Consider the following 24,272-nt stretch of genomic DNA (forward strand, 5'->3'; position numbering starts at 1 on the left):
GACACCATGGCAGCCAAGGAAATCATCTACAACGAGTCCGCCCGCAGCATGATCCTCGCGGGGGTCAACGCCCTCGCCGACGCGGTCAAGGTCACCCTCGGCCCGAAGGGGCGCAACGTCGTCATCGAGAAGAGCTTCGGCTCGCCGACGGTCACCAAGGACGGCGTGACGGTCGCCAAGGAGATCGAGCTCGAGAACCGCTTCGAGAACATGGGCGCCCAGATGGTCCGCGAGGTCGCCTCGAAGACGAGCGACATCGCCGGCGACGGGACGACCACCGCGACGGTGCTCGCTCAGGCGATCTACCGCGAGGGCTCCAAGCTCGTCGCGGCCGGGCACAACCCGATGGAGATCAAGCGCGGCATCGACAAGGCGGTCGAGGCGATCGTCGAGCACCTCCGCGGCTCCGCCAAGCAGACCAAGGACGCGAAGGAGATCGCGCAGGTCGGCACGATCAGCGCGAACGGCGACGAGACGATCGGCAAGCTCCTCGCCGACGCGATGGAGAAGGTCGGCAAGGAGGGCGTGATCACGGTCGAGGAGGCCAAGAGCGCCGACACGACCCTCGACGTGGTCGAGGGCATGCAGTTCGACCGCGGCTACCTCTCGCCGTACTTCGTGACCGATCCCGAGGCCATGAAGGCGAACCTCGAGGACTGCTACATCCTCATCTCGGAGAAGAAGATCTCCAACATGAAGGACCTGCTCCCGGTGCTCGAGGCGATCGCCAAGAGCCAGAAGCAGCTCCTCATCATCGCCGAGGACGTCGAGGGCGAGGCGCTCGCGACCCTCGTCGTGAACAAGCTCCGCGGCACGCTGCACTGCGCGGCCGTCAAGGCGCCGGGCTTCGGTGATCGCCGCAAGGAGATGCTGAAGGACATCGCCACCCTGACGGACGGCCAGGTGATCGCGGAGGAGCTCGGCCTCAAGCTCGAGAACGTCACGATCAGCGATCTCGGCCGCGCCAAGACCGTCATCATCGACAAGGACAACACCACGATCGTCGGCGGCCAGGGCAAGAAGGACAAGATCAAGGCCCGGCAGCAGGAGATCCGCGCTCAGATCGAGAACACGACGAGCGACTACGACCGCGAGAAGCTCCAGGAGCGGCTCGCGAAGCTCGTGGGCGGCGTCGCGGTCGTCAAGGTCGGCGCTGCGACCGAGACCGAGATGAAGGAGAAGAAGGCCCGCGTCGAGGACGCGCTCCACGCGACCCGCGCGGCCGTCGAGGAGGGGATCGTCCCGGGCGGCGGCGTGGCGCTCATCCGCGCGCAGAGCTCGCTCGAGAAGCTCAAGGTCAACGACGAGCAGCGGTTCGGCGTGAACATCATCCGCCGCGCCATCGAGGAGCCCCTCCGCCAGATCTCGGCCAACGCCGGGGAAGAGGGCTCGATCGTCGTGCAGAAGGTGCGCGACGGCAAGGACTCGTACGGCTACAACGCGGCGTCGGGCGACTACGGCAACCTGCTCGAGATGGGCGTCATCGATCCGGTCAAGGTCGTCCGGTCGGCGCTCCAGAACGCGGCCAGCGTCGCCAGCCTGATGCTCACCACCGAGGCGCTCATCGCTGAGCGGCCGAAGGAGGAGAAGCCGGCGGCTGGTGGCGCCCACGCGGGCCACGGCCACGACTTCTGATCGCGACGCGCCGCGCTGACCGTTAAGCCCGGCGGGCGAGGGCCGACTTCCTTCTCAGGAAGTCGGCCCTTCGCCATTTCGACTTCCGGCGGGCCGCGGCGCATGATCTGATCTGGCGCAGGTTCGCGATGAGCACCCTGACTACCGAGCGCCTGGCGCTCACCCCGGTCTCGCTGCCCCTGCTCGAGGCGGTCATCCACGGAGATCGCGCCGAGGCCGAGGCCCTGTCCGGCGCGCGCTTCCCTGACGCCTGGCCTGGGCGCGCGCTCGTCGAGCGCGCCTTCAGCTCGCCGCTGGACCGGCTGCGCGACGATCCAGAGGCGTTCCTGTGGGGCACGCGGCTGATGGTGACGCGCGGGCAGGAGGAGCGCGTCGTCGTCGGCAGCGTGGTGCTGAACGGCCGGCCCGACGCGACCGGCACCGTGGAGATCGGCTACGGCGTCGAGGGCAAGTCCCAGGGCCAAGGCTACGCGACGGAGGGGTCGCGCGCCGTCCTGCACTGGACGCTGCAGCAGCCGGGCGTGAGGCGCGTGATCGCGACCACGCCGGCTTGGCACCGCGCGTCGCTCCGGGTGATCGAGAAGCTCGGGATGCGCCCTGCTGGAACGCTCGATCACGACCTCCTGGGCGAGCTCCTCGTCTTCGAGCGCTACCCCGCGTAGCGCCCTGTCGTCCGCGGCGGGGGGGCCCGCCTCGGCGCCGCTCACCCTCCTGCGGGGCTCGCGCCGCCGCGCGGGTCGCGCCGCCGGGCCCACTCGCACAGGGTCATGCCCGCCGCGATCGCCACGGGGTACGAGTGGTTGATCCCGTACATGGGGATCGCGATCACGTCCTCGCACGCGTCGAGCAGCGCCTGCGGCAGCCCGTCATCCTCGCTGCCGAAGAGGAACACGAGCCCGCGGGGGAACGGCGCCTCCCAGAGGGTGCGCCGCGCGTGATCGCGCTCCACGCCGATGAGCGGGCGGCCGCGCGCCGCCTCCAGGAAGCTCGCCTCGTCGGGGCACTCGACGATGGTCTCGTACTTCTGCATGCCCATCGAAGCGCGCTCGTAGTAGGGCTCGGTCCCGATCAGGAAGATCTCCCGCACCAGGAACGAGTGCGCGACGCGGATGATGGCGCCGATGTTGAACGGGTTCTTCGCGCGGCAGACGGCGATGGAGAAGTCGTTCCGCAAGGGGGCGAGCTCTTCGCGGATCTCCCGGGTGGTGAGCCCGAAGGGCGGGATCTTCACGGCGCGCTGGCTCCCTTACTCGGCGGCGGCGAAGCGATCGAACAGCGGATAGATGGGCCCCTCGTGGACCCTGATCCGCTCGGTCGTGCCCGTGGCGTGCTTGACCAGGAGCACGAGCCCGGCGCGCGGCACGGCGTCGAGCGCGCCCCGGATCGCCGCGACGGACATGCGCCGCAGCGGCTGCCCGGCGATCTCCAGCACCTCGTCGTCCTTGCGGAGCCCGGCGCGCTCTGCAGGCCCGCCCTCCATGGTCCGCGAGATGAATGCGGAGCCGGAATGCAGCTGGTACCAGAGGCCGAGGCCGAACTTGGCGTGCGCCGGCTGGAACGCGAGCGTGAGCGAGCCGCCCGCATCGAGCTCGATCTCGATCTCGCCTGCGGCTCGGTGCGTATCGCTCGGACGGCCGATGTCGCGCACCCCGATCGGCTTGTCGACGAGCGGATCCGCTTCCCAGACCTCCACCCGGAGCCGGTCCTCGGGCAAGATCTGGAAGTTTCCGCTGGGTCCTTCGGGCCAGGTCGGCTCCAGCGTGTTCGCTTGCTCTGCCGTCCGAAAGATCTCCGCGCCGTTGACGAAGACGCGGACATAGGGGTCCGGGAGGTCGCCGGCGCCGGAATCCCACGCTCGGCCGTCCCGAGTGCGCTCCGGGATTCTCGCACGGACGACCCGGAGCCATCGGACGTCCTCGGGCGGCGGAGGATGCAGCTCCTGGTCTGCAGGAGGCTCGTGCAGGCGGGTCGAGAGCTCGGGATAGAGCGCCGAGCAGCCGCCCGCGGCGAGCAGCAAGATGAACGCTGGCAAGCAGAGCGAGAGCGCGCGATGCCGTCGGAGGACCAAGATGGCGCCATTTTTGGCCGGAGCCGGCGTCAGCCGCAACTAAACCGTGCTATTTCGGGCGCCCATGCAGGATCAGCCCGTCATTGCTACCAGCGACCTCAGCGCGCACGTCGGCAGCACTGTCGTGCTCCGCGGATGGCTCTACAACAAGCGATCGAGCGGCAAGCTCCACTTCCTCGAGCTGCGCGACGGCTTCGGCACCGTCCAGTGCGTGATGGCGAAGAGCGACGTCGGCGACGAGGTCTTCGCGGCCGCCGACAAGGTCACCCAGGAGAGCGTGATCGATGTCGTCGGCGAGCTGAAGGCGCACCCGAAGCGCGCCGGGGTCTACGAGATCGCCGCATCCGGCTTCCGTGTGCTCGGCCCCACCGCCGGCGAGTATCCCATCTCCCCGAAGGAGCACGGGACCGACTTCCTCATGGATCACCGCCACCTCTGGCTGCGATCGAAGCGACAGCACGCGATCTTGCGCGTTCGTCACACCATCATCCAGGCCATCCGCGACTTCTTCGACGGGCGCGGGTTCACGCTCGTCGATGCGCCGGTCTTCACGCCGAACGCGTGCGAGGGGACGAGCACGCTGTTCCAGACCGACTACCACGGCGAGAAGGCGTACCTCACCCAATCGGGGCAGCTTTACATGGAGGCGGCAGCGGCCGCGTTCGGGAAGGCGTACTGCTTCGGCCCCACGTTCCGCGCGGAAAAGTCGAAGACCCGCCGCCACCTGGCCGAGTTCTGGATGGTCGAGCCCGAGGTGGCGTTCATGGACCTCGCGGGCGACATGGACCTCGCGGAAGACTTCCTCTGCTTCATCGTCGAGCGGGTCCTCGAGCGGCGCCGCCCCGAGCTCGCGGTGCTCGAGCGCGACGTCGGGAAGCTCGAGGCCGTCAAGAAGCCGTTCCCGCGCATCCGCTACGACGAGGCCGTCGCCATCCTGAACGAGGCGCGCGCGGAGAAACGCAAAATGGATGGAGAGGCTGAAATTCCGGATTTTCCCTGGGGAGAGGACTTCGGCGGCGAGGACGAGACGATCATCTCCGGCCGGTACGATCGCCCCGTCATGATCCACCGCTATCCGGCTCAGGTGAAAGCCTTCTACATGAAGCGCGATCCGACGGACGACCGGGTCGCCCTCTGCGTCGATGTCCTGGCGCCGGAAGGTTATGGAGAGGTGATCGGGGGCGGGCAGCGCGAGGATGATCTCGCCACCCTCGAGCGGGCAATCGAGGCGCATCAGCTGCCCCCCGAGGCGTTCGGCTGGTACCTGGATCTGCGCCGGTATGGCACCTTCCCGCATGCGGGCTTCGGGCTCGGCGTCGAGCGAAGCGTCGCCTGGATCTGCGGTCTGCCGCACGTGCGCGAGACGATCCCGTTCCCGCGCATGCTGAATCGGCTCTCGCCTTAGTGCCGCGCGTCAGAGACCCTGCAGGAAGTTCTGGGCGTCGCCTGGCAGCTCCTCGTTCACGGCGCGATGCGCCACGGCGCCGACGCGACGGGCCGAGGCGTGGGAGCAAGGAAGCGTGGGAGCAGACGAGGCTAGCCGCTCCTCGCGCGCACCCACGCGTCGGAATCGCGACGCTGTGCGAGGAGCGTGAGTAAGAGGTAACGCGATCGGCAAACCCGCGCGACAACGGCGGGCAGTGTGGTCAGGCCGTGCCCGCGCCGCGCCTCGCCGCTGGGGATCCGTTTTTGCTCCGCTTGCAGGGCGACTCTGTCGTATCAAGAAAGCATAGGGCGCAACCCGCGACCCACGCTCACTCGGCCGACCGACGGAGCCACCCCTGCTTGCAGATGAGGGAGCGCTCTACCGGCGAGCCGGACCCTGCCCCCGCCTCCCCGACCCAACTCGCGAGGACAAAGCTATGGCTCGTCTCGTCGGCTTTATCGGTAACCGTCCGGATCTCGGCGCGCGTGCGATCGAGCTCGAAGAACGTGCCCTCACGGTTCGCCGAAGGGAGGGCGTGATCCCTGGCTGGGGGGTCGGCTTCTACCAGGGAGGAGAGATTCTCCTCAAGCGCCGGCCGATCGACGATCGACCGGAGATCAGCCTGGTCGACATGACCAAGGACGTGCGCGCCGACATCCTCGTGGCGCATGTCCGGGCTGCGACCGTCGGCAGCCTGCGCACCGAGAACACGCACCCGTTCCGCTATCGGCAGTGGCTGTTCGCCCACACGGGCACGGTCGAAGGGTTCGCCCGCCTGCGGAGCCAGCTGAGCGACTCGCTGCCGCAGTTCCTCCAGCGCGACGTTCGTGGTGAGACGGACAGCGAGATCCTCTTCCACCTGTTCCTGTCCTTCCTCCACGACAGCGGCCAGCTCGATCGACCCAACGTGGACGCGGCGAGCGCGCGGACGGCCCTCCGGTCCTCCATCGCGCTCGTCGACCGGCTCTGCGCGGAGGAAGGGGCGGGGCCGAGCGCGATGAACATCGTGGTCACGAACCCCGAGTACCTGCTCGCCGCCCACGGCGGCACGTCGATGGCGTACCGCATCTACCAGGGCAGCGACGACATGGAGCGGCTCCTCAGCGACGGCGGGTTGGGCCGAATGCGCATGCCCGACTATGCCGCGAGCCGGTTGACGCTCGTCGCGTCGGACTTCGATGACGACCAGGCCCCCGCGGGGTGGACCCACGTCGGCGAGCGTGCGATCGTGACGTTCACCCGCGCCGATGCTCCCGCGATCGAGCCGATCTGAACGCCCGAAGGGCCCGCAGGAGGCCAGGGCGCATGCACTGCCGGCCGGCTCTCCGGACACCTCTCGGCCGTCGCCAGCGTGTCCATCGCTGCTCGTCGCCGTGATCGCGGGCTGGTCGCTCCTGGGGTGCGGCCGCGGAGGACCGGCCTCGTTTCCCACCGCCGCCGAGCTCTCTGACGAGCGCCGCCGCCCCGACGGCGTTGCGCTCGATCCGGCGAGCACCCCGCCGGCACCGACGAACCAGGCAGACGTCGAGGAGAGCGTCGTGACCCTCCGGACACCTCTCGGCATCAGCGCCGCGCTGGACGTCGTGGACGAGTTCTTCCGGCGGGTGGTCGCCGAGGACAGCGAAGCCCTGAGCGAGCTGCTGACGCGCGATGCCCTCGCGATCCACACCGGCTCGGGCGGATCGGGGCAGCCGCCGAGCGCCGGGCTCTGGTGGGAGCAGCGGTTCCGGCGACTCGAGTACGGAAAGCTCGCCGGAGAGCCGGTCTATCGGGAGTCAGAGCTCCAGATCTTCCGGGCCGAGGACGTGCTCGCGACGCCGCAACACCCCGCGATCCAGCCGGAGACGCTCGATGACCAGGACGTCGTGATCCGCGTGCCGATCGCGACCGCTCGGGTCGCCACGGATCGCCTGCTCGGCGACGAGATCGTCGTCTGGCTGCGCCGCGACGGCCCGCGATTCAGGATCTATCGGCTGCTCGAGGACTTCCAGTTACAGTAGGCTTTGCGCTTGTGCCATATCTCCGACAAGATCGGGGCTCGATGAGCCGCCTCAAGATCGCGTTCGTGGGCTCCGGGGGAGCGGCGCGAGGCCTTGCGCACCTCGGCGTGCTGAAGGCTTGCGAGGAGCTGGGCATCCATCCAGAGATCTACGTGGGCGCGGGAGCGGGCGCGCTGGTCAGCGCGACGTACGGGCAAGACATCCCGCTCGATGTGCTGCTCGACGCCTACCGCCTCCCCTGGAGACGACGTCACCGCGGGCCTCGCCTCCACGTGTCGAGCTTCTTCGGAGCTCCCGCCCTGCGCGATCTGCTCGACCCGGGATACCTCTGCTCGGGGGTGTTCTCGATCGACAAGCTCGAGCGCTACGTGCGCCGGACGCTGCCGATCAACGACTTCCGGCAGCTGCCGCACGCCGTCTACGTGACGGCGGTGGACGTGGACAGCGCCAAGCGCGTCGTGTTTGGCCCGGGCTACGACGAGGCGACGCCGATCAGCCAGGCGGTGGCCGCGAGCTGCTGCGTGCCCGGCCTGTTCCGGCCCTACCGCATCAACGGCCGCTATCACTTGAGCGGCGAGGTGATCCGGACGCTCTCCGCCGACGTGGCCGTGAATGCCGGCGCCAACATCGTGATCATCTCCAACATCTACCGTCCCGAGGAGCGCGACGAGTCGCAGCGCTCGATCGCGAGGAGCGGCGCGCCCAGCGTCGTCCGGCAGTCGCTCAGCATCCTTCTGGCCGAGAAGGAGCGCCGCGGCGTCGAGCTCCTCTCCAAGCTCTACCCGAACGTCACCTTCCTGGACGTGGCGCCCGCGATCGGCCGGTACAGCTACATGAACCGGTTCGCCGCCAAGCCGCTCGTCCTGCGCGGCTACCGCACTGCGCTCCGCGTGCTCGCCGCCGCGAAGGAGAAGGGCGTGTTCGATGCCCCCTCCTCGAAGAGCGCGCTGAACTAGAGCGACGGTCACCCGCTTCGGAGACGGGCCCACCTCGACGTTTTCGGTGCTCAGCGCACCGGGCGTGCGCTTGCGCGCCGAAAACGCCGATCTGGGCCCGTCTCCTGTGCGGGTGACCGCCGCTCTACTCGGCATGGTGCAGAGGTGGGCGGAAACCGCTCTAGATCTGGCGGGCGGAGCTACCGCCGCACGCCCTGGCGTCCGTCGACGGCGCCGTCGCGCAGCGACCGACCGCTACATCCCCGCGACGATGCGGTACCCGTCCTGGTACTCCACCAGCTCCAGCCGGTTGTCGTCGACCTTGCGGCGCCACTCTTCGCCCTTGCCACCCGGGATGCGGTAGCTCGCGCTGAAGGTGTAGTCGACGTAGATGACATCATCACCCTTGAGGACGCGCCGGTAGCGGATCTCGTAGCGGATGGCGCGCGCGTCCTGGAACTTGCCGGTGAGGTACGCGCGCAGGCCAGCGTAATCGAGGTCGTCCGCCGCATCGATGTTGCCGCCGTCCTCGTAGTACTTGGGCGACGCGAGCTTGAGCAGCTCGCCCACGTTCTTGCTCTCCACCGCGTTGCGATACTTCTCGCAGAACGAGATGATCTTGCGGTTGTCGTCGTTGTCCTCCACGTCCGTGTTCGGGATGTAGTGGGTGGCGCACCCGGCGAGGACGGCCGAAGCAACGACGAGGAGCGAAGCGACAGCTTTTGTTTGGCGGCAGAACATACGCGGGCAGGACAACGCTCGGGGGAAGCAGCTGATTCCAGCCGGGAACCTTGCCAGATCGAGGCGCGGATCGGCAAGCGAAGCGATCACGATCACCAAGGATGACGGGGACGGGCGCGCCCGCTACGCGTGCTCCTCGAGCCAGCGGAGGAGGGCGAGATGGCCGACCGGCCCGTCGTGGTCGACAGGCAGGTCCGGATCGACCTTGCGCAGGCGCTCTTCGTCGCCGGGATCCGCCTGCAGGAGGAGCGCGACGGCGCCGCTGGCGAGCGCGCGGTGCGGGGCGCCGGTGAGGCCGAGCAGCTCGCGCGCGACCGGCCCCGCGTCGTCGGCCGCGAGGACGACCATGCGGTCGGCGTCCGAGGACGCGATGAGATCGGCCGCGGCGCGGAGCGCCTCCAGCGCGCCGCCGAGCCCAGCGCCTACCGCGAAGCTCGGCCCGGTGAGCTGGTACGCGATGGCGCACTCGCCCGCGATCGCGTTCGGCGACGTCGCAGGAAAGAGGCGCGGCTCGACGAAGCGGGCTCCGCGCGCGCGCCGGCGGGCGTCGTACACATCGTTGGTGTCGATCGTGGCGAGCGCGTGGCCCGCGACGATGCCGGCCGCCCGCAAGCGCTCGGCGCCGACGATGGCGGCGAGGGCTGCCACCGCGGTCAGCCCGAGCCGGCAGAGCGCGTCGAGGCGCGCGAGGCGGTCGCGCGCGATGCCGGTCGCCTCGGCGAGGCGCCCGAGATCGGAGCCCGTCACGTGCGCGTGCGCCCGGAGAACCACGGCGCGGGGGCGCCTCGGGCGGCGCCCGCTCGCGGAGGACGTGAGCAAGAGGGCGGCGTTGGCGCCGCCGAACGCTGCCGAGAGCTTGAGCGCCGAAGAGAGCGGGCGGGGCTCGGCGCGCTCGAGCAGGTGAGCCGGTGCGTCGGGGTCGAGCTCGCCTTCGGAGGCCGCCGGTGGAGCGATGGATGCCTCGAGGGCGGCCGCTGCAGCGAGCGCCTCGAGCACGCCCGCGGCCCCGAGCGTGTGTCCGATCTGAGCCTTGAACGGGTGGACCACCGGCGGAGGCGCGTCCGCGCCGGCCAGCGCATCCGAGCCCTCCACGGCGCCGCGCTGCGAGAGCAGCGCGGCGATCGCGCGCGACTCCATCGCGTCGTTGTAAGGCGTCGCCGTGGCGTGCGCGCTGACGAGACCGACGCGCGAGGCAGGCCACCCGGCGTCAGCGAGCGCCGCGGCGCCGGCGCGCGCGAGCCCCGAGCCGGTTCGATCCGGGGCGGTGATGTGCACCGCGTCCGTGGACGCGCCGAAGCCGGCGACACGGACGATCACCGGGGCGCCACGGAGGCGGTCCTCGCGGACGAGGGCGACGACGGCGGCGCCCTCGCCGAGCGCCATGCCGTCACGGCCGACCCGAAACGGGCGCGACGTGGACGCCGTGGTCGCGCGGAGCGCCTCGAAGCCGGCGGCGACGAAGACGCTGACGGCGTCGTAGCCGCCGGCGAGCACGAGATCGCAAGCGTCGCGATCGAGCCAGCGGAGACCGAGGCCGATCGCCAGGGTGCTCGCCGCGCACGCCGCGAGCAGATGCGTGCGCAGCGGGGTCCGATCGAGCCCGAACGCGGCGAGCGCGTCGTTGAACGGCGCGAAATAGGTCGCGCGCGAGGCCAGCGCGGCGAGCGAGCCGGCGTCGGCCCCCTCGGCGCGGGCGGCGAAGAACCGCTCCGCGGTGAGCATGCCGCCGCTGGAGGTACCGAGGGCGATGCCGATGCGCTCGCCACGAAAGCCCGGGCGCACGCCCTCCAGCGCCGCGAGGGTCTGCGAGAGCGCCGCCTTCAGGAGGTCGGTGGCGCGATCGGCGCCTGGAGCGACGCCGAGCTCCGCGGGCGCGCGCGCGGCGAAGGGCCGCAGCAGGCCGGCGCGAGCCAGCTCCGCGTCGCGCGCGATCGCGACAGGCGCAGGCTCGCCAGCCCGAGGGACGCGGTAGGCGAGAGGGCCGAGGCCGAGCGCCGAGACAGCGCCCGACGCGATGACGCAGGCGTCGCTCATGAGCCGCCCCCCGGCCGGAGCGAGTCGGGATCGACGAACGCGCGTGGATCCGGCGCGCGATCCCGCTCCTCGGCCTCGCAGAGCACCGTGATGAGCAGCCCGGTCGACGCTTGCGCGTAGCGGACGTTGCCGCATCCCATGCCCTCGGCGATCACGACCTCCTCGTCGAGCCGGCGCCGGCGGGTGCCCTCCACCGTCGACCACGTGGTGCGGCGCGCGCCGATCACACCCCGGTCGTTGACCCGCAGATCGATGACGGCGTCGCCGTCGCGCAGGACGAAGGAATCCGTGCTCGCAGCGCGCGAGTACCAGAGCAGCGTCCCCGCCGCCGGATGGAGCATCCACCAGCGCAGGAAATCTACCGGCAAACCGCGGAGTGCAGTCCTTGGCGTCGAGGCGTCGCCGCGCCTCAGCAGATCCAGCGCGGGAACGGCGAAACGGAAGCGATCGCCGCGCGCCCACAGGTCGAGCGCGGTGGTGCCGCCCGGACCGAGGAGGATCATCCGCAGCGCGCCCTCGGGCTCGAGCATGTCGCTCCCCGCCGCGCGTGCGCGCCCTTCGATCGCCGGCGGGGCGACCGCGATCGCGCCGCGCGCCTCGAGCACGTGGCCCGTGCGCGGCTCCCGCAATGCCAGGCGGACGCGGAGCGTTCGCGGGCCAGCCCCCTCGACCTCGCGGCGGAGACCTGCGAGGCGCTCGCGCCCCTCGCGCCACGCGGAGGGGTCGAGCCGCGCGGCGGACGTGCCCGCCGATGGGCCAGGCAGGAGGCGCGCTAGCTCGGCGTCGAGCGCGCCGTTGCGCCGCGGAGCGCTCGCGGCGCAGGCAGGGAGGCTCGCGAGCAAGAGCAGGAGGCGCCCGGCGCTGACGAGGCGCCGCGCACGACGGCGAGGAGCGGGCAGCGATGTCGTCACGCGTCGCCGGGAGCGACCAGCAGGATGGCGTATCCCCGGTCGGGTGCGCCGCCGAGGACGAGCACGCTCGCGAGGTCGCGGCTGGCGAGCGCCGCGACCGCCGCAGCAGCGGCGAACCCGCCGGCGCCCTCGTGATCGCCTGAGCGCGACGCGAGCGTGGAGCGCGGCAGCTCGGCCCACGGTGAGCCATGCAGGCAGGCGACGAGGCGCTCCTCCTCCCGTCCGACGAACACGGCGGCTGGCGACGGGACGGTGGCCTGCCCTCGCAGGGCGACCTCTCCCGAAGCGCCGAGGCGCGCCGGCGCTGGCGCTCCCGCGAGCATCCCCACGCCGTCACCCCGCCAGGAGTTCCACCAGGACACCATCGCCACCGGGCGCGCCCCTCGCTCACGCACACGCGCGGCGCTCTCGAAGAGCAGCACGGCAGCGCCCTCGCTGCGGACACCGCTGCTGACGACTTGCGAGCAGATCGGACCGAGGCACCGCTCGATCATCGGGCTCGTCTCCTCGACGCTGCCGGCGGCGAGCGCCTCCCCCTCCCCGGCCGTGATGAGCTCGATGGCCGTGACCATGGCCGCTTCCGCGGTCGCTCCGAGGTCGGCCATCGCGAACACCGGGCCACGGAGGCCCAGGTAGATGGAGGCATGCCCGACCGGCGACGACGGGACCAGGTTCGGAAAATCGGCGGGGCTCGCGTACTTCGCGCCCTTGTCGTAGATGCGCCGCATGTAGGCGGTCGAGGCGTCGACGCTGCCAAAGGACGCGCCGACGATGGCGCCGGGCAGGGTGCGGCTCGGCGCGACGTCGGCCGCCGGATCGCCCGCGCCCGCCTCGGCCTGAACCGCGCCACCGAGCCCGGCCTCCGACAGGGCCGTCAGGATCGCGGCCGTCGTCAGCCGGCCAGCTCGGTCGAGCCGCCTCGCCCGCGCGAGATCGAGGTGCGCGGCCGTGTTGAAGGGGATGGCCCCTTCCGCTGGCGGAGGGCCAGGCTCGAGATACGCGGCGCTGCCGCGGGACGCGAGGACGCCGAGCGGGCCGATCGTCGCGGCCGCGGTCACGACGACCGAGCGCCGCCGGGGCGCGCTGCCGGCGTCGAGCGGCGGAGGAAAGCGGTCGGGCTGCGCGAGCACGAGCACGCTGTCCGTGCCGCCGAAGCCGAAGGAGTTCGACATCGCCGACCGGATCGGCGCCTCGCGCGCCTCCTTGAGGTGCACGAGCTGGCACTCCGGATCGACCTCTTCAAGGCCGCCGGTCGGGGGCATCACGCCACGCGCGATGGCGAGGGCGGTGATCGCGGCCTCGACCGCGCCCGCGGCGCCGAGCGTGTGCCCGATCTGCCCCTTCGATGAGGAGACGGCGATGCGGTTCACCTCGTGGCCGAGGCAGGCGCGCAGGGCGGCGCTCTCCATGACGTCGTTCAGCGGCGTCGCGGTGCCGTGCGCGTTGACGTAGTCCAGATCCGAGGGCGTGAGCGCCGCGCACCGGAGAGCGTCGCGCATGACGCGCGCGGCGGTGCGCCCCTCGCGCTCGGGGTTGGTGATGTGATGCGCCTCGGCGCCGGTCGCCCATCCGCGGAGCTCGACGATCGGCTCCGCCCCCCGCGCGCGCGCGGCGTCCTCGGACTCGAGGAGCAGGAACGCCGCGGCTTCGCCGAGGTTCAGACCGGCGCGCCGCCGATCGAACGGGCGGCACGGCTCCGGATCGACAGCCGCGAGCGCACCGAAGCCGGTGTACGTCAGCCGGCACAGGCCGTCAGCGCCCCCCGCGAGCACGCGGGTGGAGAGGCCGGCGCGGAGCCAGGCCGCCCCCAGCAAGACGGCGTTCGCGCCGCTCGAGCAGGCGCTGCAGACGCTCCTCACCCGCCGGAACGGACCGACGGCGGCGCGGACGTGGTCGGCCGTCGAGGAGAGCGGATGGGAGAGCATCCGCTTCAGGGGGGCGATCGCGCTGGGGTCGTGCGACAGCCGGGCGAGCAAGTCCTCCGTCTCGAACATGCCGGCGGTCGTCCCGCCGACCACCAGGTCGACCGGAACGGCCCTCGGGTCGATGCCCGCGTGCGCGAGCGCCTCGCGGGCCGAGAGCACGGCCATCGCGTCGGTCCGAGACCACCCTTCCGCCTCGCCGGGCGGCGCGACCTCCTCGGGGGAGAGGTCGCGGACCTCCGCGGCGATGCGCCCGCGCGTCCCGGGGATCTCGAACAAGGAGATCGGCGCGAAGGCCCGTTCTCCTGCGATGAGCCGGTCCATCGTCTCGCTCGCCCCACGCGCCAGGGGCGAGACGACCCCGATGCCCGTCACCCAGATGCGCACGCCCGAACGGCTCTCTGCGGCGCGTTCACGCCGCCGCGGTCGACTTGACGATGTGGGCCACGAGCGCGTCCACCGATGCGAAGATCGGCCTCGCTTCGTCGCCCTCCGGGATGCGGACGCCGAAGCGCTCCTCCACGCTCATGGCGAGCTGGAGCGCGTCCAGCGAATCGAGGCCCAGCCCCGCGCCGAACAGCGGAGCGGCGTCGTCGATGTCGGCCGGCGTCTTCCCCTCGAGGTTCAGCTCCTCGACCATGAGTTCTTTTAACTTCTGCCGCACGTCCTGCGCGTTCATGAGCACGTCCCTGCGGGGTAGCACAATTCCGCGCCTTTCCACCAGGGGGCAGCGCTTTTTCTGACGGTTTGGTAAAGAGCGCCCATGGCCCTCGTCGACTACGCCACCTCTGCAGGCGTCGCGCTGCTTACGCTCAATGATCCGCCCGTCAACGGCTACACCCACGAGATGATGAAGGACCTCGACGCGGCCATCCTCGAGGCCCGCTTCGACAACGATGTCCATGTCATCGTCATCACCGGGCACGGCGAAAAGTTCTTCTGCGCAGGAGCGAACATCAACATGCTCCGCGAGTCGGACCCGACGTTCAAATACTACTTCTGTCTCCACGCGAACGAGACATTGAGCCGCCTCGAGCACACGCCGAAGCTCTGCATCGCCGCGCTGAACGGCCACACGGTAGGCGGTGGTCTCGAGATCGCGATGGCCTGTGACCTCCGCATCGCCCGCAAAGGCGCCGGCAAGGTCGGCCTACCCGAGGTCGCGCTGGGCGTCCTGCCAGGCACGGGGGGCACCCAGCGCCTGGCCAGGCTCATCGGCAAATCGCGGGCGATCCAGCTGATGTGCGAGGGGCAGACGTTCGATTTCGAGACAGCGCTCGCGGTTGGCCTGATCAATGACGTCTGGGAGACGGCCTCCCATGACGAGTTCATGGACCGGATCCTCGCGTACAGCCACACGTTCACGCTGCCGGACCGCGCGGCGCTGGCGGTCGGGCGCATCAAGCGCGCCGTTCAGACAGGCTTCGAGGTAGGGCTCGAACAGGGGCTGGCCCTCGAACGAGAGCTCCAGGCCGAGCTGTTCACGTCGGAGGACGCCCGCGAGGGGCTCGCCGCGTACATGGAGAAGCGGAAGCCGGTGTTCCAAGGCAAGTGAGCGCACGCCGCACGTCGAGCAATGCGCTGCCTCGCCGTTCTTCTCCATGGGACAGCCGGCGCCCAGGCTGAGATCGCCTAAAATGTAACAATAGATACATTTTGAGTGGCAACGTCGGAGGGTTGGACGATTTTCAAATCAGCGGGGGCTGCTGCACGTAAGTTCAGGCATGCAACAGCTTGTTGAGCATGGGCCCCTGCTGGAGCGGCCCAGCTTCGAGACCGTATACACTGTCGGGCTGTCATTCCTCCGACAAGCGCTCCGCTGGCTCGGGGTGGCAGAGCGCGACGTCGACGACGTCCTGCAAGACGTCATGATCGCTGCCTATCACGCGCTGGATCGCTTCGATCCGAGGCGCTGCTCCGACGAGGCGCGCACCAGACATCACCCCTGCGGCCACGCCCCAAGCCTGGAACGCGGGGCGCCACAGACCGCGAGCCCGCTCGGCGAGCCCCTCAGGCGCTGGCTGTTCGGCATCGCCTGGCGACAGGTCGGCCACTACCGCGAGCGCGCCCACCGACGCCGAGAGATCGCGGTCGGCGCCGGGACGAGCTGGCCGTTCGAGCTCGCCGACCCCGGCTTGACCTCGGAACAGCTGCTCGCACGCGAGCAAAGCGGCCAGCTCGTCGGCAGGCTGCTCGGCGCGATCGACACCGAGCGACGCGTGGTCTTGATCATGCACGATCTGCTCGATGTGACGACCGCCGACATCGCGCGCGACCTGGACGTGAAGGAGAACACGGTGCGCAACCGCCTCCGGCTGGCCCGCGAAGACTTCCGCGTGGCGGTGAAGCGCATGAACGCCGAGGACCGACGCGCACTCCACGATCCGTTGAGCCTCCAGGTCGCCGAGCGCTCCCGCGGGGCGGACGCAGAGTCGCTCATGAGCACGGCCAGGCTCATCCCCGAGGTGCCGGACACGCTCCGGCGCAGGATCTGGCTCGCGGTCATGCGCGCGATCGCCGAGGCGCACGCCGCGGGCCCGAGCGCCCAGGCTTGCGCCGCGCCAGCTCCCTAGGCGACCGCCGCACGCACCGAAAGAAGGCCGACGCAACCGAGGCCCCGGGGTCGGCCGCTCTCAGTGCTCCAGCATCCTGCCGTAGTGCTCGGCAAGCGCCGTCCCTCCCAGGCGGGAGAAGAAGGAAGAATAGCATATCCAGATCGCCAGCCCGTTCATGTCGTCGAAGATCGGCGGGAGATACGGAGGCGGGCGGATGATCCCGTCGGTAACGTGCGCATGGAGGACAGGGACATCCTCGTGCGCGACCTTCCCCACGAACAAGAATGGAATCAGCATCGCCCGATCGTGCTGAATGGCCGCGCGCATGAAGGCGTAGTTGAGAACGATCCCCTTGCAGTAGCAGGCGTCCTTCGTGAACGGCGCCCCTCCCGCAAGCACGCCGCCGCGGAAGACGCGCCTGGCATTCTGGAAGCACTCGTCTTCTTCGTAACCTTCGGTGCGGTACCACTCGAACACGTCAAGGAACGACGCCCCGTCCTCTGCCTTGTCCACCGCGAGGATGCGGTCGTTCAGCTTCTTCGCGCGGCGCGGAGTGCTCCTGAAGGTGAGGATCTCCACCAGAACGGCGAGCCCTTCCTGCACCGCTGTGGTGCGCGGAGGCCCCTTCGCGAGCCAGCGCGCCACCGGCTGAGCTTGCCCGTTCAAGCTGGTCGCCACGTGCACCCACCCCTCGTGCGCCTCGAGGATGTCGACATCGCTCTTGGAGAACATCGCGCCGCTCCGGATCTTCACGTAGTCGCTGCCCGCGGCGGCGTCCGCGAGGAGCGAGTCGTCCACCTGCACGCGGATCGACGCGCCGCCGAAGAAGCGGTCGAAGCGGGCGTTCAGATCGAGCGCCGCCATCTCCGCCGTGATCTCCCGCTGCTGCGACGGGCCGAGCCGCTCTCCGCCGATCGCCGTCAGCAGGTCGTAGAGCACGAACCCCATGTCCCGCACGCTCGTCTTTCCGTCTGGCAGCTTGTCCTTCGGGGACCCGTAGAGCTCGCGGGACAGCGCGTAGAACGCCTTCGTTCCCCGTCCGATGAGCATGCTCACGACCTTCCGGTACTCGTCCGCCGTCGCGCGGAGGATCTGCCCGAGCCGATCGCGCTTGCCGAGCTCCCGCTCGGCGTCGCGCAGGATCTCCTCGAGCTCGCGCTGCTTGGCCTCCGGGTCGAACCCCAGATCGTCCGAGTAGGCGACCTCCGGCAGCTCGCGCTGCTTCGAGCGGAGAAATTGCTCTTCGACGTCCGCCTCCCAGCGGAGTGCCTGGAGGATGCGGATCGGCCGCTGCGCATCGAGCACGCGCTGGGCCAGCGTCGCGAGGATCTCCTTGTAGGACCGCCACGGCCCCGCGACCGGCGGGAGCGGCGCGTGCGGGATCGGTCCGTCGTGCAAGCTCAGGGACTCGAGCGGCGCCGAGGGCGCTTCACCGCTCTCCGCGCCGCCTTCCCCAGGGCCGCCCTGGCCGCCGGTCGCGGCCGCTCCCGCGCCGTCCTCCTCCGCGCCAGCGCTGCCGCTGCGCGGCTCGCCCGCTGGCTCGCTCACCTTGAGCTCGCGCTGCGCCTCCATGTCGGCCGCGTGCGCCCCTCTCCTCTCCCGGGCCTCAGAGCTCTGCGCCATTGCGATCGATTGCTAACACCGGCTCACCGGTCCGAGCAAACCTCCACGGGCCAGAACCAGCGCCGCGGGGAGAGCCGGCTTCGCCGGGTCCTTGTCGGCATCGCGGCCTCGGGGTACGAGCCCTGCCCGTATGAGCGATCCCGAGCACAGGAATGACGCCGAGACGACCGCCGATGAGGAATCGACCGCCCTCTCGGATGCCGCGCTCCTCGAGCGCACAGCAGAGGGGGCCAGGCGGCTCCGCTCGGCGATCGCGGCGGCGGTGGTAGGCCAGGACGATGTCGTCGAGGCCATGCTGATCACGCTCGCCGCGCGCGGCCATGCGCTGCTCGTCGGCGTCCCGGGGCTCGCCAAGACCCTGCTCGTGTCGTCGCTCGCGAGGGCGCTCGACCTCAGCTTTGGGCGCGTCCAGTTCACGCCTGATCTGTTGCCCGCCGACATCACGGGGACCGACGTGCTGCACGAGCAGCACGGGTCGCGGAGCCTGCGCTTCCAGCCCGGCCCCATCTTCCACAACCTCGTCCTCGCGGACGAGGTGAACCGGACGCCGCCGAAGACGCAGGCCGCCCTGCTCGAGGCGATGCAGGAGCGCAAGGTGACCGTCGGGACCACCACGCACGCCCTCCCCGACCCGTTCCAGGTGTTCGCGACGCGAAACCCGATCGAGCAGGAAGGAACCTACCCGCTGCCAGAGGCGCAGCTCGACCGCTTCTTGCTGGAGATTCACGTCACCTACCCGAGCGAGGCCGAGGAGCGCGAGGTGGCGCGACGGACGACCTCGGGGAAGCCGCCGGCGATCGCGGCGGTGCTCAAGGCGAGAGAGGTGCTGGCGATCGGGCGCCTCGTCCCGAGGATCCCGGTGACCGACGAGGCCGTGGACCTCGCGGTGCGCCTCGCCAGGGCGACGCGGCCGGGAGCGGAGCGCGCAGCGCAGGAGGTCCGGGACTATGTGCGCTACGGCGCGGGGCCGCGCGGGAGCCAGGCGCTGGTGATCGCGGCCAAGGCGCGCGCTGCGCTGCGCGGCGAAGCAGCCGCAGACGTGGACGACGTGAGGGCGCTGCTGATCCCGGCGCTGCGGCACCGGATCGTGCTGTCGTACCGCGCCGAGGCGGACGGCGTCCGCGACGTCGACGTGCTGAGCGCCGTGGAGAGATCGGTGCGCTGAGCGGCGCGGACGCCCGTCACCGGGCGCGAGGCGCCTGTTGCTGCGCTTCCTTCACCGGCGTGACCGCCTTCATGGCCTTCAGATCCAACGCGAAGCGCAGCGTCCCTGGCCCGCGCCCGTCCCAGCTCACCGCGACGACGCCGCTCTTCTTCAGGCTCTGGCCCGCCCAGCCGCCATCGCCGAGCAGCGACGTCACCAGCGCCGACAACGAAGGCTCGTGCCCCACCAGCGCCAGCGGCTGAGCCCCCTGGTGCTGCGAGAGCAGACGAAGGATCTCGGCCGTATCGCGTGAGGGAGAGAGCTCGGCGACCACCGTCACCTCTTCGGTCAGCCCGGCAGCCTCGGCGACGATCTCCGCGGTCTGCACCGCGCGCACGAGAGGGCTCGTCCAGATCGCCCCAGGACAACGGTCCTTCTGCTTCGCGAGCCATTTGGCGACACGCCGGGTCAGCTTGCGCCCCTTGCCCGTCAACCAGCGACCTGCGTCGCCGAGGTCCGGCGCGTCATCCACGGCATGGCCGTGGCGAATGATCAGGATCTCCATGACCTGACCTTAGCCCGGACGAGCGCCAGCCGGGGAGCGCCGTGCGCGCGAAAGAGGCAGCGGCGCCGCCTCGGCGCCCATCAGAACTCGCACTGATGGGTCGCATCGTTGCAGTGCGAGCCCGGCGCCACGAAGGGACAGATGCTCCCGCGGAAGCTCTCGCACGGGAAACCGCACGTGAAAGAAGTGTGCGTGTAGCAGATCTGCCCCTCGCCGCAGTCGGCATCGGAGGCGCATCGGCAGTTGAAATCGTCAGGGAACCCGTTCCCGTTTTCATCAAGGCCGTTGCAGCACTCGGTCACGTAGATGTCGCTTGCGCTGCAGTCCTCGTCAGCGCAGTCCAGCGCGCCGTCGCAGTCGTTGTCGATCCCGTCGGTGCACGCGGCGGTCCCGAACTCGGGGCCAGGCGCGGCGCCCTTCGCGCAGCTCCGGCATGACCCGAAGGTGGCGCAGCCGGGATCTGCGCAGTCGACGTAGTGATCGCCGTCGTTGTCGAGGTCGTCGTCACAGATCTCGCGCGGGTTCGGGGCGATCTCGACGTTGAGCACGAAGGGGCCCTCGTTCGGTCCGCTCGCGGGATCGATCGTGAAGCCGTCGAGGAAGACGAAATAGGTGCCGGGGTACAGGATGCTGAAATCGAGCAGGGCGGCCCGCGACCCGCCGCTGTCGTCGTCGCAGCCGATCTCCCGGCCGGAGTTGCAGACGCCTGTGCGGACGTAGAGCGCCGTGTCGAAGGCCGACCCGCGCGAGTCGATGAGCACGCGCGAGGGCGCGGTGAGCACGAAGAAGAAGACCGCCTCGCCGGCGTCGCCGCCGCACTCACCCCGGGTCTCGCTCACGTGCCCGGTGGTGTCCCCCGTGTAGGTGCCAGTCCCAGGGATGCGCTTCGGCGACAGGCAGTTGGCCTGCTCGAGCACGCACACCGGGCTGCTCGCGCAGTCCGGGTCCTGGCAGTCAACCAGGGCGTCGCCGTCGTCGTCGACGCCGTTGTTGCACCGCTCTGGCGTCGGCTCGCAGTTCGGCGCGAAGGCGCAGGCGTTGTCCGCGCAGTCGACGCGCTCATCGCAGTTGTTGTCGACGCCGTCGTCGCAGATCTCCGGCACGCAGCGCTCGCAGGCCGGCGCGGAGATGCACTGCGGATCCGCGCAGTCGACGCGCCCGTCGCAGTCGTTGTCAGCGCCGTCCTCGCACCGCTCCGGCGAGCCAGGCGGCTCGCACGCGCAAGGGAAGATGCCGCGGCAGTCCGGATCGCCGCAGTCGACCAGGAGATCGCAGTCGTCATCCTCCCGGTTGTCGCAGCGCTCGCGCTGGGAGCTGCAGGCGCAAAGCGGCTCGGAGCCGCAGTCGGCGTCGTCGCAGTCGAAGGCGAGATCGCAGTCGTCATCGACGCCGTTGCCGCACTTCCCGGCCTCCGAGGTGGAGCAGCCGCAGACCGGCGTTCCCGAGCAGTCCGCGTCGAAGCAGTCGACGATCGTGTCGCAGTCGTCGTCGGCGCCGTTCTGACAGCGCTCGCCGGCAGGGCTCGGGGTACAGCCGCAGATCTCCCCTGCTGCGCACGCAGGATCGAAGCAGTCGCTGACGCCGTTGCAGTCGTTGTCCGCGGCGTCCGTGCAGATCTCCGGCGCGCCTGGGAAGACGGACGGGTTGAGGTCGTTGCAGTCGCTCCCGCCGCAGAACGTCGGGCCAACGCCGTCCCGATCGTCGTCGCGGGGACGATGGTCGCAGCGCCCGTCTGTGCAGTCGTCGCTCGTGCAGTCGTCGCCATCGTCACAGTCCGTGGGACCGCCACACGCGTCGAAGCCTCCGACGCCCTCGCCTCCGTTCGATGAGGTCGACATGCTGCCGCTCGTCGCGCCACCAAAGCCGCCCCCTCCAGCGCTGGCGCTCGAGAGGTCGAGGAGGCTCGTCCGGCCGCACGCTCCCGCCAGGACGCCGAGCGCCGCCCATGCGCCGATCGCGAGGAGGTACCGTCGAATCCGGGAAGGCCGCGGAGGCGCCCCCTCGACCCACGCTGAAGAGCCCGGCTTCATCTCTCACCCTCTCGCACCGGCCGCACGGTGCCCGCGCTCCGGTCCACTTTACAAGCCCGAGTTTCCAGGAAAGCAAGTTCTGATCCGCTGGCGTTGGCCGGTCGGCGACGCGTTGATCTGGAGCGCACTTCCTCGCTCTGCGCGGCTGGATCGAGCAGCTGCCAGGGCTACTCACGAGCTGGCCTGCACGCCGAGCCCGGCCAGCTCGCGCGCGGATCAGTTGCGGGTCGGAGCATCCGCGTGTAACGAGGGCCGGTGGGCGCGCAGCTCCAGATCGAGTACGAGCGGCCGCCTCCTGGCCTTCAGCGCGGGCGTTACCCTGCGCCACAATGGGTCATCCTGGGGCTCGGCGCCGCGGTGGTGCTCATCGCAGCCGCCGTCCTGATCTGGCGAGCGCGGCGCGCCTTCAGCGCACGTGGGAGAGGCGGACCACGCTCCTCAAGTCGAGGGTGACGGGAAACCAGGCGATCACTTCAGGGGGAGGAGGAATGATCGACCGCAGTGCGATCGCAGGTTGACACCGAGCGGACCGGACCGGTAGGCACCATAGAGGGACGCGCACCCGGTCGGCCGATGTAGACCGCCGACCGAGCGCGCGACGAGCCTGCAACAACCGGGGCCCAGAGACGCGGCCCCAGTGAGGCCCTTTGGGTCCTGAAGAACACCGCGCAACCGCGGCCCGTGGATACATGGCACCGATCGAACGTGGCGTTGAGCTTGTGCATCGCGTGATCGCGCAACTGAAGAAGCGCCCTTCCAGCCATACCGCCGTGGGAGCGAGCCAGGCGGCTCTCGATGCGCTCGAGTCGAAGCTGATGGTCGAGCTGCCGCCCACGCTGCGGGCGTTCCTCGAGTTCGATTTCACGCTCGATAGCCTGGGCCCGCGGTTCAAGGGGCGGCATCGCTTCGGCCAGGACCCGTCGGCGCCTCGACCGAAGCTCACCTCGGTCCGCAAGCTGGCCGAGGCGAAGACCGACCTCGGCTGGACCGAATCGCGGCTCCGGGCCAAGGTCGTGAGGCTGCCCAACCTCCCCGGTCAGCCGTGGAACGCGCTCTACCTCGGGGAGGCCAGGCGGGACGGCGAGCTCGTCATCCTCGGCCTCGACAACGAGGACACGAACGTCCGGGTCTTCCCGCGCTACACGGCGTTCGACCTGTACCTCGCCGAGCAGTGCGGCCTCATCAGGCTGCGCGAAACGCAGCGGCTCGAGGATCTCGAGTCGCACGTGGCGCTCAATCCCGAGCTCGGGACCGCCGAAGAGGACGACGAGGGCGACACGGAGTATTGATCGCGCGGGCCGCGGCGCCCTCACCCTGGCGCCGCTCGGCCGCAAACGACGTCCGTGACGAACGCGATGGCTGCCGGTGCAGAAGCGCTCCACCTCCGGTTCCGGGTGGACGACGGCGACCCTCGCGACCGGCTCGACAAGCTGGTCGTCCACCTGCTCGACCGCGCCGGCCACGCGGCCTCTCGCGCGGCGGTGCAGCGGTGGATCGCCGCCGGTCGGGTCCTCGTTGACGGGGAACCCGCGCGCGCGTCGGTGGCGGTGCGCGCAAGCGCGCTGGTCGAGGTCCGCCCCGAAGAGCCGTCGCCCTCGCCCACCGCGGCCGAGCCCGACGTGGCCATCCCGGTGGTGTACGAGGATGAGCACCTGCTCGTGATCGACAAACCTGCAGGGCTCGTCGTGCACCCGGCCCGCGGCCACGCGTCCGGCACGCTGGTCAACGGACTGCTCGCCCTGCCCGGGTTCACCCTGGCGCCCGCCGATCCGCGCGATCCCATGGGCCATGTCCGCCCCGGGATCGTGCACAGGCTCGACCGAGGGACGAGCGGCCTGCTCGTCGTGGCGAAGGACGAGCCCACCCGCGAGGCGCTGAAAGAGCGGTTCGCCAGGCACGCGATCGAGCGCGAGTACGCCGCGATCGTCGCCGGCGAGGCGCGAGACGCCACCTACGACACGCTCCACGGCCGGCACCCGACCGACAGGCTCCGGTTCACATCGTGGATCCGCGGCGGCGCCGGCGCGCCCAGCTCCGGAGCCGGCGCGCCCGGCTCACACGTCGCCGCGCCGCGCCGCGCCGTGACGCACGTCCGCGTGATCGAGAGGCTCGGCGACGCGGCGACCGTCGTCTCGTGCTCGCTCGAGACGGGCCGCACCCACCAGATCCGGGTGCACCTCGCCGAGCGCGGCAGGACACCGGTCCTCGGAGACCCCCTCTACGGCAAGCCGCCGAAGAAGCCAGCGATACGGGCGATCGCGGAGGAGCTGGGGCGGCAGGCCCTCCACGCGCGCGTGCTCGGGTTCATCCACCCCGCCACGCAGAAGCCCGTCCGCTGGGAGAGCGCGCTGCCAGCGGACATGCGCAAGGCGCTCGACCAGCTGCGGGCGCTCGCTACCAGATCTTCGATTTGATGTGGCCCTTGGACTTGATGAGGATGTCGACGAGGGCGCGGTCGTAGAAGTTCTTCTGGTAGAGGTCCGGCGAGACGCGGCTCTTGTAGAGGGCGCGCCCTTCCTCGATCTCTTCGGCCAAGACCGTGAAGAGGTCATCCTGCTGGATGCCCTGCACGATCTTCTCCTCGTTGTAGAGCGAGAGATCGCTCGCGATGGCGCGCGCGAGGCGGCGCGCCGCCTCTTCCGTTTCAATCAAGGGCATCCGTCTCTCCTCCAGGTTCGCCAGC

Annotated in this window: 22 protein-coding genes; 11 read left to right on the plus strand and 11 right to left on the minus strand. The window is 70.4% G+C overall.

The features are described 5' to 3' along the window. Positions 1-6 precede the first annotated feature (6 nt). Together groL and WME79_RS33045 are read left to right on the plus strand one after the other, a co-directional pair. On the plus strand, positions 7-1,635 hold the full coding sequence (gene groL / locus WME79_RS33040; protein WP_012238540.1) for a chaperonin GroEL: 1,629 nt from the start codon (positions 7-9) through the stop codon (positions 1,633-1,635). Positions 1,636-1,763: 128 nt separating this feature from the next. Continuing rightward, positions 1,764-2,297 (plus strand): GNAT family N-acetyltransferase, encoded by a 534-nt coding sequence (locus WME79_RS33045; RefSeq protein WP_437522952.1) that lies wholly within the window; start codon positions 1,764-1,766, stop codon positions 2,295-2,297. Positions 2,298-2,338: 41 nt separating this feature from the next. Here the strand turns inward: WME79_RS33045 and WME79_RS33050 are convergent, their stop codons facing one another. Both WME79_RS33050 and WME79_RS33055 read right to left on the minus strand, forming a co-directional pair. After that, positions 2,339-2,866 carry a TrmH family RNA methyltransferase gene (locus tag WME79_RS33050; RefSeq protein WP_437522954.1) on the minus strand — a complete coding sequence of 176 codons (528 nt, stop codon included), beginning with the start codon at positions 2,864-2,866 and terminating at the stop codon, positions 2,339-2,341. 15 nt (positions 2,867-2,881) lie between these two features. After that, positions 2,882-3,703, minus strand: a complete 822-nt coding sequence (locus tag WME79_RS33055) for a PDZ domain-containing protein (RefSeq protein ID WP_437522956.1) — start codon at positions 3,701-3,703, stop codon at positions 2,882-2,884. A 64-nt stretch (positions 3,704-3,767) separates the two neighbouring features. On the opposite strand from WME79_RS33055, the gene asnS reads away from it, so the two are divergent. The 4 genes from asnS to WME79_RS33075 all read left to right on the plus strand — a co-directional run bounded on the left by asnS (position 3,768) and on the right by WME79_RS33075 (position 8,085). Further along, positions 3,768-5,108 (plus strand): asparagine--tRNA ligase, encoded by a 1,341-nt coding sequence (gene asnS, locus WME79_RS33060; protein ID WP_437522958.1) that lies wholly within the window; start codon positions 3,768-3,770, stop codon positions 5,106-5,108. A gap of 556 nt (positions 5,109-5,664) precedes the next feature. Further along, the gene (locus WME79_RS33065) at positions 5,665-6,402 is read left to right on the plus strand and encodes a class II glutamine amidotransferase (RefSeq protein ID WP_437522960.1); all 738 of its coding nucleotides are present in this window, start codon (positions 5,665-5,667) and stop codon (positions 6,400-6,402) included. Positions 6,403-6,502: 100 nt separating this feature from the next. Continuing rightward, on the plus strand, positions 6,503-7,129 hold the full coding sequence (locus WME79_RS33070) for a hypothetical protein (RefSeq protein WP_437522962.1): 627 nt from the start codon (positions 6,503-6,505) through the stop codon (positions 7,127-7,129). Positions 7,130-7,170: 41 nt separating this feature from the next. Beyond that, positions 7,171-8,085 (plus strand): patatin-like phospholipase family protein, encoded by a 915-nt coding sequence (locus WME79_RS33075; protein ID WP_437522963.1) that lies wholly within the window; start codon positions 7,171-7,173, stop codon positions 8,083-8,085. 234 nt (positions 8,086-8,319) lie between these two features. On the opposite strand, the gene WME79_RS33080 is transcribed toward WME79_RS33075, so the two are convergent. From WME79_RS33080 to WME79_RS33100, 5 genes are all read right to left on the minus strand, one after another. Beyond that, positions 8,320-8,805, minus strand: a complete 486-nt coding sequence (locus WME79_RS33080; protein ID WP_012238548.1) for a hypothetical protein — start codon at positions 8,803-8,805, stop codon at positions 8,320-8,322. Positions 8,806-8,928: 123 nt separating this feature from the next. Beyond that, positions 8,929-10,839, minus strand: a complete 1,911-nt coding sequence (locus WME79_RS33085; RefSeq protein WP_437522966.1) for a beta-ketoacyl synthase N-terminal-like domain-containing protein — start codon at positions 10,837-10,839, stop codon at positions 8,929-8,931. Next, positions 10,836-11,750 (minus strand): hypothetical protein, encoded by a 915-nt coding sequence (locus WME79_RS33090; RefSeq protein ID WP_437522968.1) that lies wholly within the window; start codon positions 11,748-11,750, stop codon positions 10,836-10,838. The genes WME79_RS33085 and WME79_RS33090 overlap by 4 nt, the downstream gene beginning before the upstream one ends. After that, the gene (locus WME79_RS33095; protein ID WP_437522969.1) at positions 11,747-14,059 is read right to left on the minus strand and encodes a beta-ketoacyl synthase N-terminal-like domain-containing protein; all 2,313 of its coding nucleotides are present in this window, start codon (positions 14,057-14,059) and stop codon (positions 11,747-11,749) included. Before WME79_RS33095 ends, WME79_RS33090 begins: the two co-directional genes overlap by 4 nt. A gap of 25 nt (positions 14,060-14,084) precedes the next feature. Beyond that, positions 14,085-14,351, minus strand: a complete 267-nt coding sequence (locus WME79_RS33100; protein WP_044969499.1) for a phosphopantetheine-binding protein — start codon at positions 14,349-14,351, stop codon at positions 14,085-14,087. An 84-nt stretch (positions 14,352-14,435) separates the two neighbouring features. On the opposite strand from WME79_RS33100, the gene WME79_RS33105 reads away from it, so the two are divergent. Continuing rightward, positions 14,436-15,227 carry an enoyl-CoA hydratase/isomerase family protein gene (locus WME79_RS33105; RefSeq protein WP_012238553.1) on the plus strand — a complete coding sequence of 264 codons (792 nt, stop codon included), beginning with the start codon at positions 14,436-14,438 and terminating at the stop codon, positions 15,225-15,227. 169 nt (positions 15,228-15,396) lie between these two features. Further along, a complete protein-coding gene (locus WME79_RS33110; RefSeq protein WP_437522971.1) occupies positions 15,397-16,245 on the plus strand; it encodes an RNA polymerase sigma factor in 849 nt (282 codons plus the stop codon). A 60-nt stretch (positions 16,246-16,305) separates the two neighbouring features. Here the strand turns inward: WME79_RS33110 and WME79_RS33115 are convergent, their stop codons facing one another. Next, positions 16,306-17,850, minus strand: a complete 1,545-nt coding sequence (locus tag WME79_RS33115; protein ID WP_437522972.1) for a flavohemoglobin expression-modulating QEGLA motif protein — start codon at positions 17,848-17,850, stop codon at positions 16,306-16,308. Between the two features lie 130 nt (positions 17,851-17,980). Between WME79_RS33115 and WME79_RS33120 the strand changes: the two genes are divergently transcribed. Beyond that, complete coding sequence (locus WME79_RS33120; protein WP_437323915.1) at positions 17,981-19,015, plus strand: AAA family ATPase; 1,035 nt, start codon at positions 17,981-17,983, stop codon at positions 19,013-19,015. Positions 19,016-19,031: 16 nt separating this feature from the next. Here the strand turns inward: WME79_RS33120 and sixA are convergent, their stop codons facing one another. After that, positions 19,032-19,559, minus strand: coding sequence for a phosphohistidine phosphatase SixA (gene sixA / locus WME79_RS33125; RefSeq protein WP_437522974.1), 528 nt, complete (start codon positions 19,557-19,559; stop codon positions 19,032-19,034). Between the two features lie 80 nt (positions 19,560-19,639). Then, complete coding sequence (locus WME79_RS33130) at positions 19,640-21,589, minus strand: MopE-related protein (RefSeq protein WP_437522975.1); 1,950 nt, start codon at positions 21,587-21,589, stop codon at positions 19,640-19,642. Positions 21,590-22,317: 728 nt separating this feature from the next. Here WME79_RS33130 and WME79_RS33135 point away from each other — a divergent pair. Then, positions 22,318-22,878 (plus strand): SMI1/KNR4 family protein, encoded by a 561-nt coding sequence (locus WME79_RS33135; protein WP_437522977.1) that lies wholly within the window; start codon positions 22,318-22,320, stop codon positions 22,876-22,878. Positions 22,879-22,944: 66 nt separating this feature from the next. Continuing rightward, the gene (locus WME79_RS33140; RefSeq protein WP_437522978.1) at positions 22,945-24,003 is read left to right on the plus strand and encodes an RluA family pseudouridine synthase; all 1,059 of its coding nucleotides are present in this window, start codon (positions 22,945-22,947) and stop codon (positions 24,001-24,003) included. On the opposite strand, the gene WME79_RS33145 is transcribed toward WME79_RS33140, so the two are convergent. Further along, entirely contained in the window at positions 23,984-24,247 is a 264-nt protein-coding gene (locus tag WME79_RS33145) for a hypothetical protein (protein WP_437522980.1), read from the minus strand. The genes WME79_RS33140 and WME79_RS33145 overlap by 20 nt on opposite strands. Positions 24,248-24,272: the final 25 nt, after the last annotated feature.

Source organism: Sorangium sp. So ce726 (assembly GCF_051521405.1).
Lineage (GTDB): Bacteria > Myxococcota_A > Polyangia > Polyangiales > Polyangiaceae > Sorangium.

What these genes read in the sequence shown, in the direction of transcription:
- WME79_RS33145 (WP_437522980.1), bottom strand. Translation starts at nt 24,247, where the DNA reads ATGCCCTTGATTGAAACGGAAGAGGCGGCGCGCCGCCTCGCGCGCGCC.
- asnS (WP_437522958.1), top strand. Translation starts at nt 3,768, where the DNA reads ATGCAGGATCAGCCCGTCATTGCTACCAGCGACCTCAGCGCGCACGTC.
- groL (WP_012238540.1), top strand. Translation starts at nt 7, where the DNA reads ATGGCAGCCAAGGAAATCATCTACAACGAGTCCGCCCGCAGCATGATC.
- WME79_RS33110 (WP_437522971.1), top strand. Translation starts at nt 15,397, where the DNA reads ATGCAACAGCTTGTTGAGCATGGGCCCCTGCTGGAGCGGCCCAGCTTC.
- WME79_RS33100 (WP_044969499.1), bottom strand. Translation starts at nt 14,351, where the DNA reads ATGAACGCGCAGGACGTGCGGCAGAAGTTAAAAGAACTCATGGTCGAG.
- WME79_RS33085 (WP_437522966.1), bottom strand. Translation starts at nt 10,839, where the DNA reads ATGAGCGACGCCTGCGTCATCGCGTCGGGCGCTGTCTCGGCGCTCGGC.
- sixA (WP_437522974.1), bottom strand. Translation starts at nt 19,559, where the DNA reads ATGGAGATCCTGATCATTCGCCACGGCCATGCCGTGGATGACGCGCCG.
- WME79_RS33075 (WP_437522963.1), top strand. Translation starts at nt 7,171, where the DNA reads ATGAGCCGCCTCAAGATCGCGTTCGTGGGCTCCGGGGGAGCGGCGCGA.
- WME79_RS33045 (WP_437522952.1), top strand. Translation starts at nt 1,764, where the DNA reads ATGAGCACCCTGACTACCGAGCGCCTGGCGCTCACCCCGGTCTCGCTG.
- WME79_RS33115 (WP_437522972.1), bottom strand. Translation starts at nt 17,850, where the DNA reads ATGGCGCAGAGCTCTGAGGCCCGGGAGAGGAGAGGGGCGCACGCGGCC.
- WME79_RS33120 (WP_437323915.1), top strand. Translation starts at nt 17,981, where the DNA reads ATGAGCGATCCCGAGCACAGGAATGACGCCGAGACGACCGCCGATGAG.
- WME79_RS33130 (WP_437522975.1), bottom strand. Translation starts at nt 21,589, where the DNA reads ATGAAGCCGGGCTCTTCAGCGTGGGTCGAGGGGGCGCCTCCGCGGCCT.
- WME79_RS33080 (WP_012238548.1), bottom strand. Translation starts at nt 8,805, where the DNA reads ATGTTCTGCCGCCAAACAAAAGCTGTCGCTTCGCTCCTCGTCGTTGCT.
- WME79_RS33140 (WP_437522978.1), top strand. Translation starts at nt 22,945, where the DNA reads ATGGCTGCCGGTGCAGAAGCGCTCCACCTCCGGTTCCGGGTGGACGAC.
- WME79_RS33105 (WP_012238553.1), top strand. Translation starts at nt 14,436, where the DNA reads ATGGCCCTCGTCGACTACGCCACCTCTGCAGGCGTCGCGCTGCTTACG.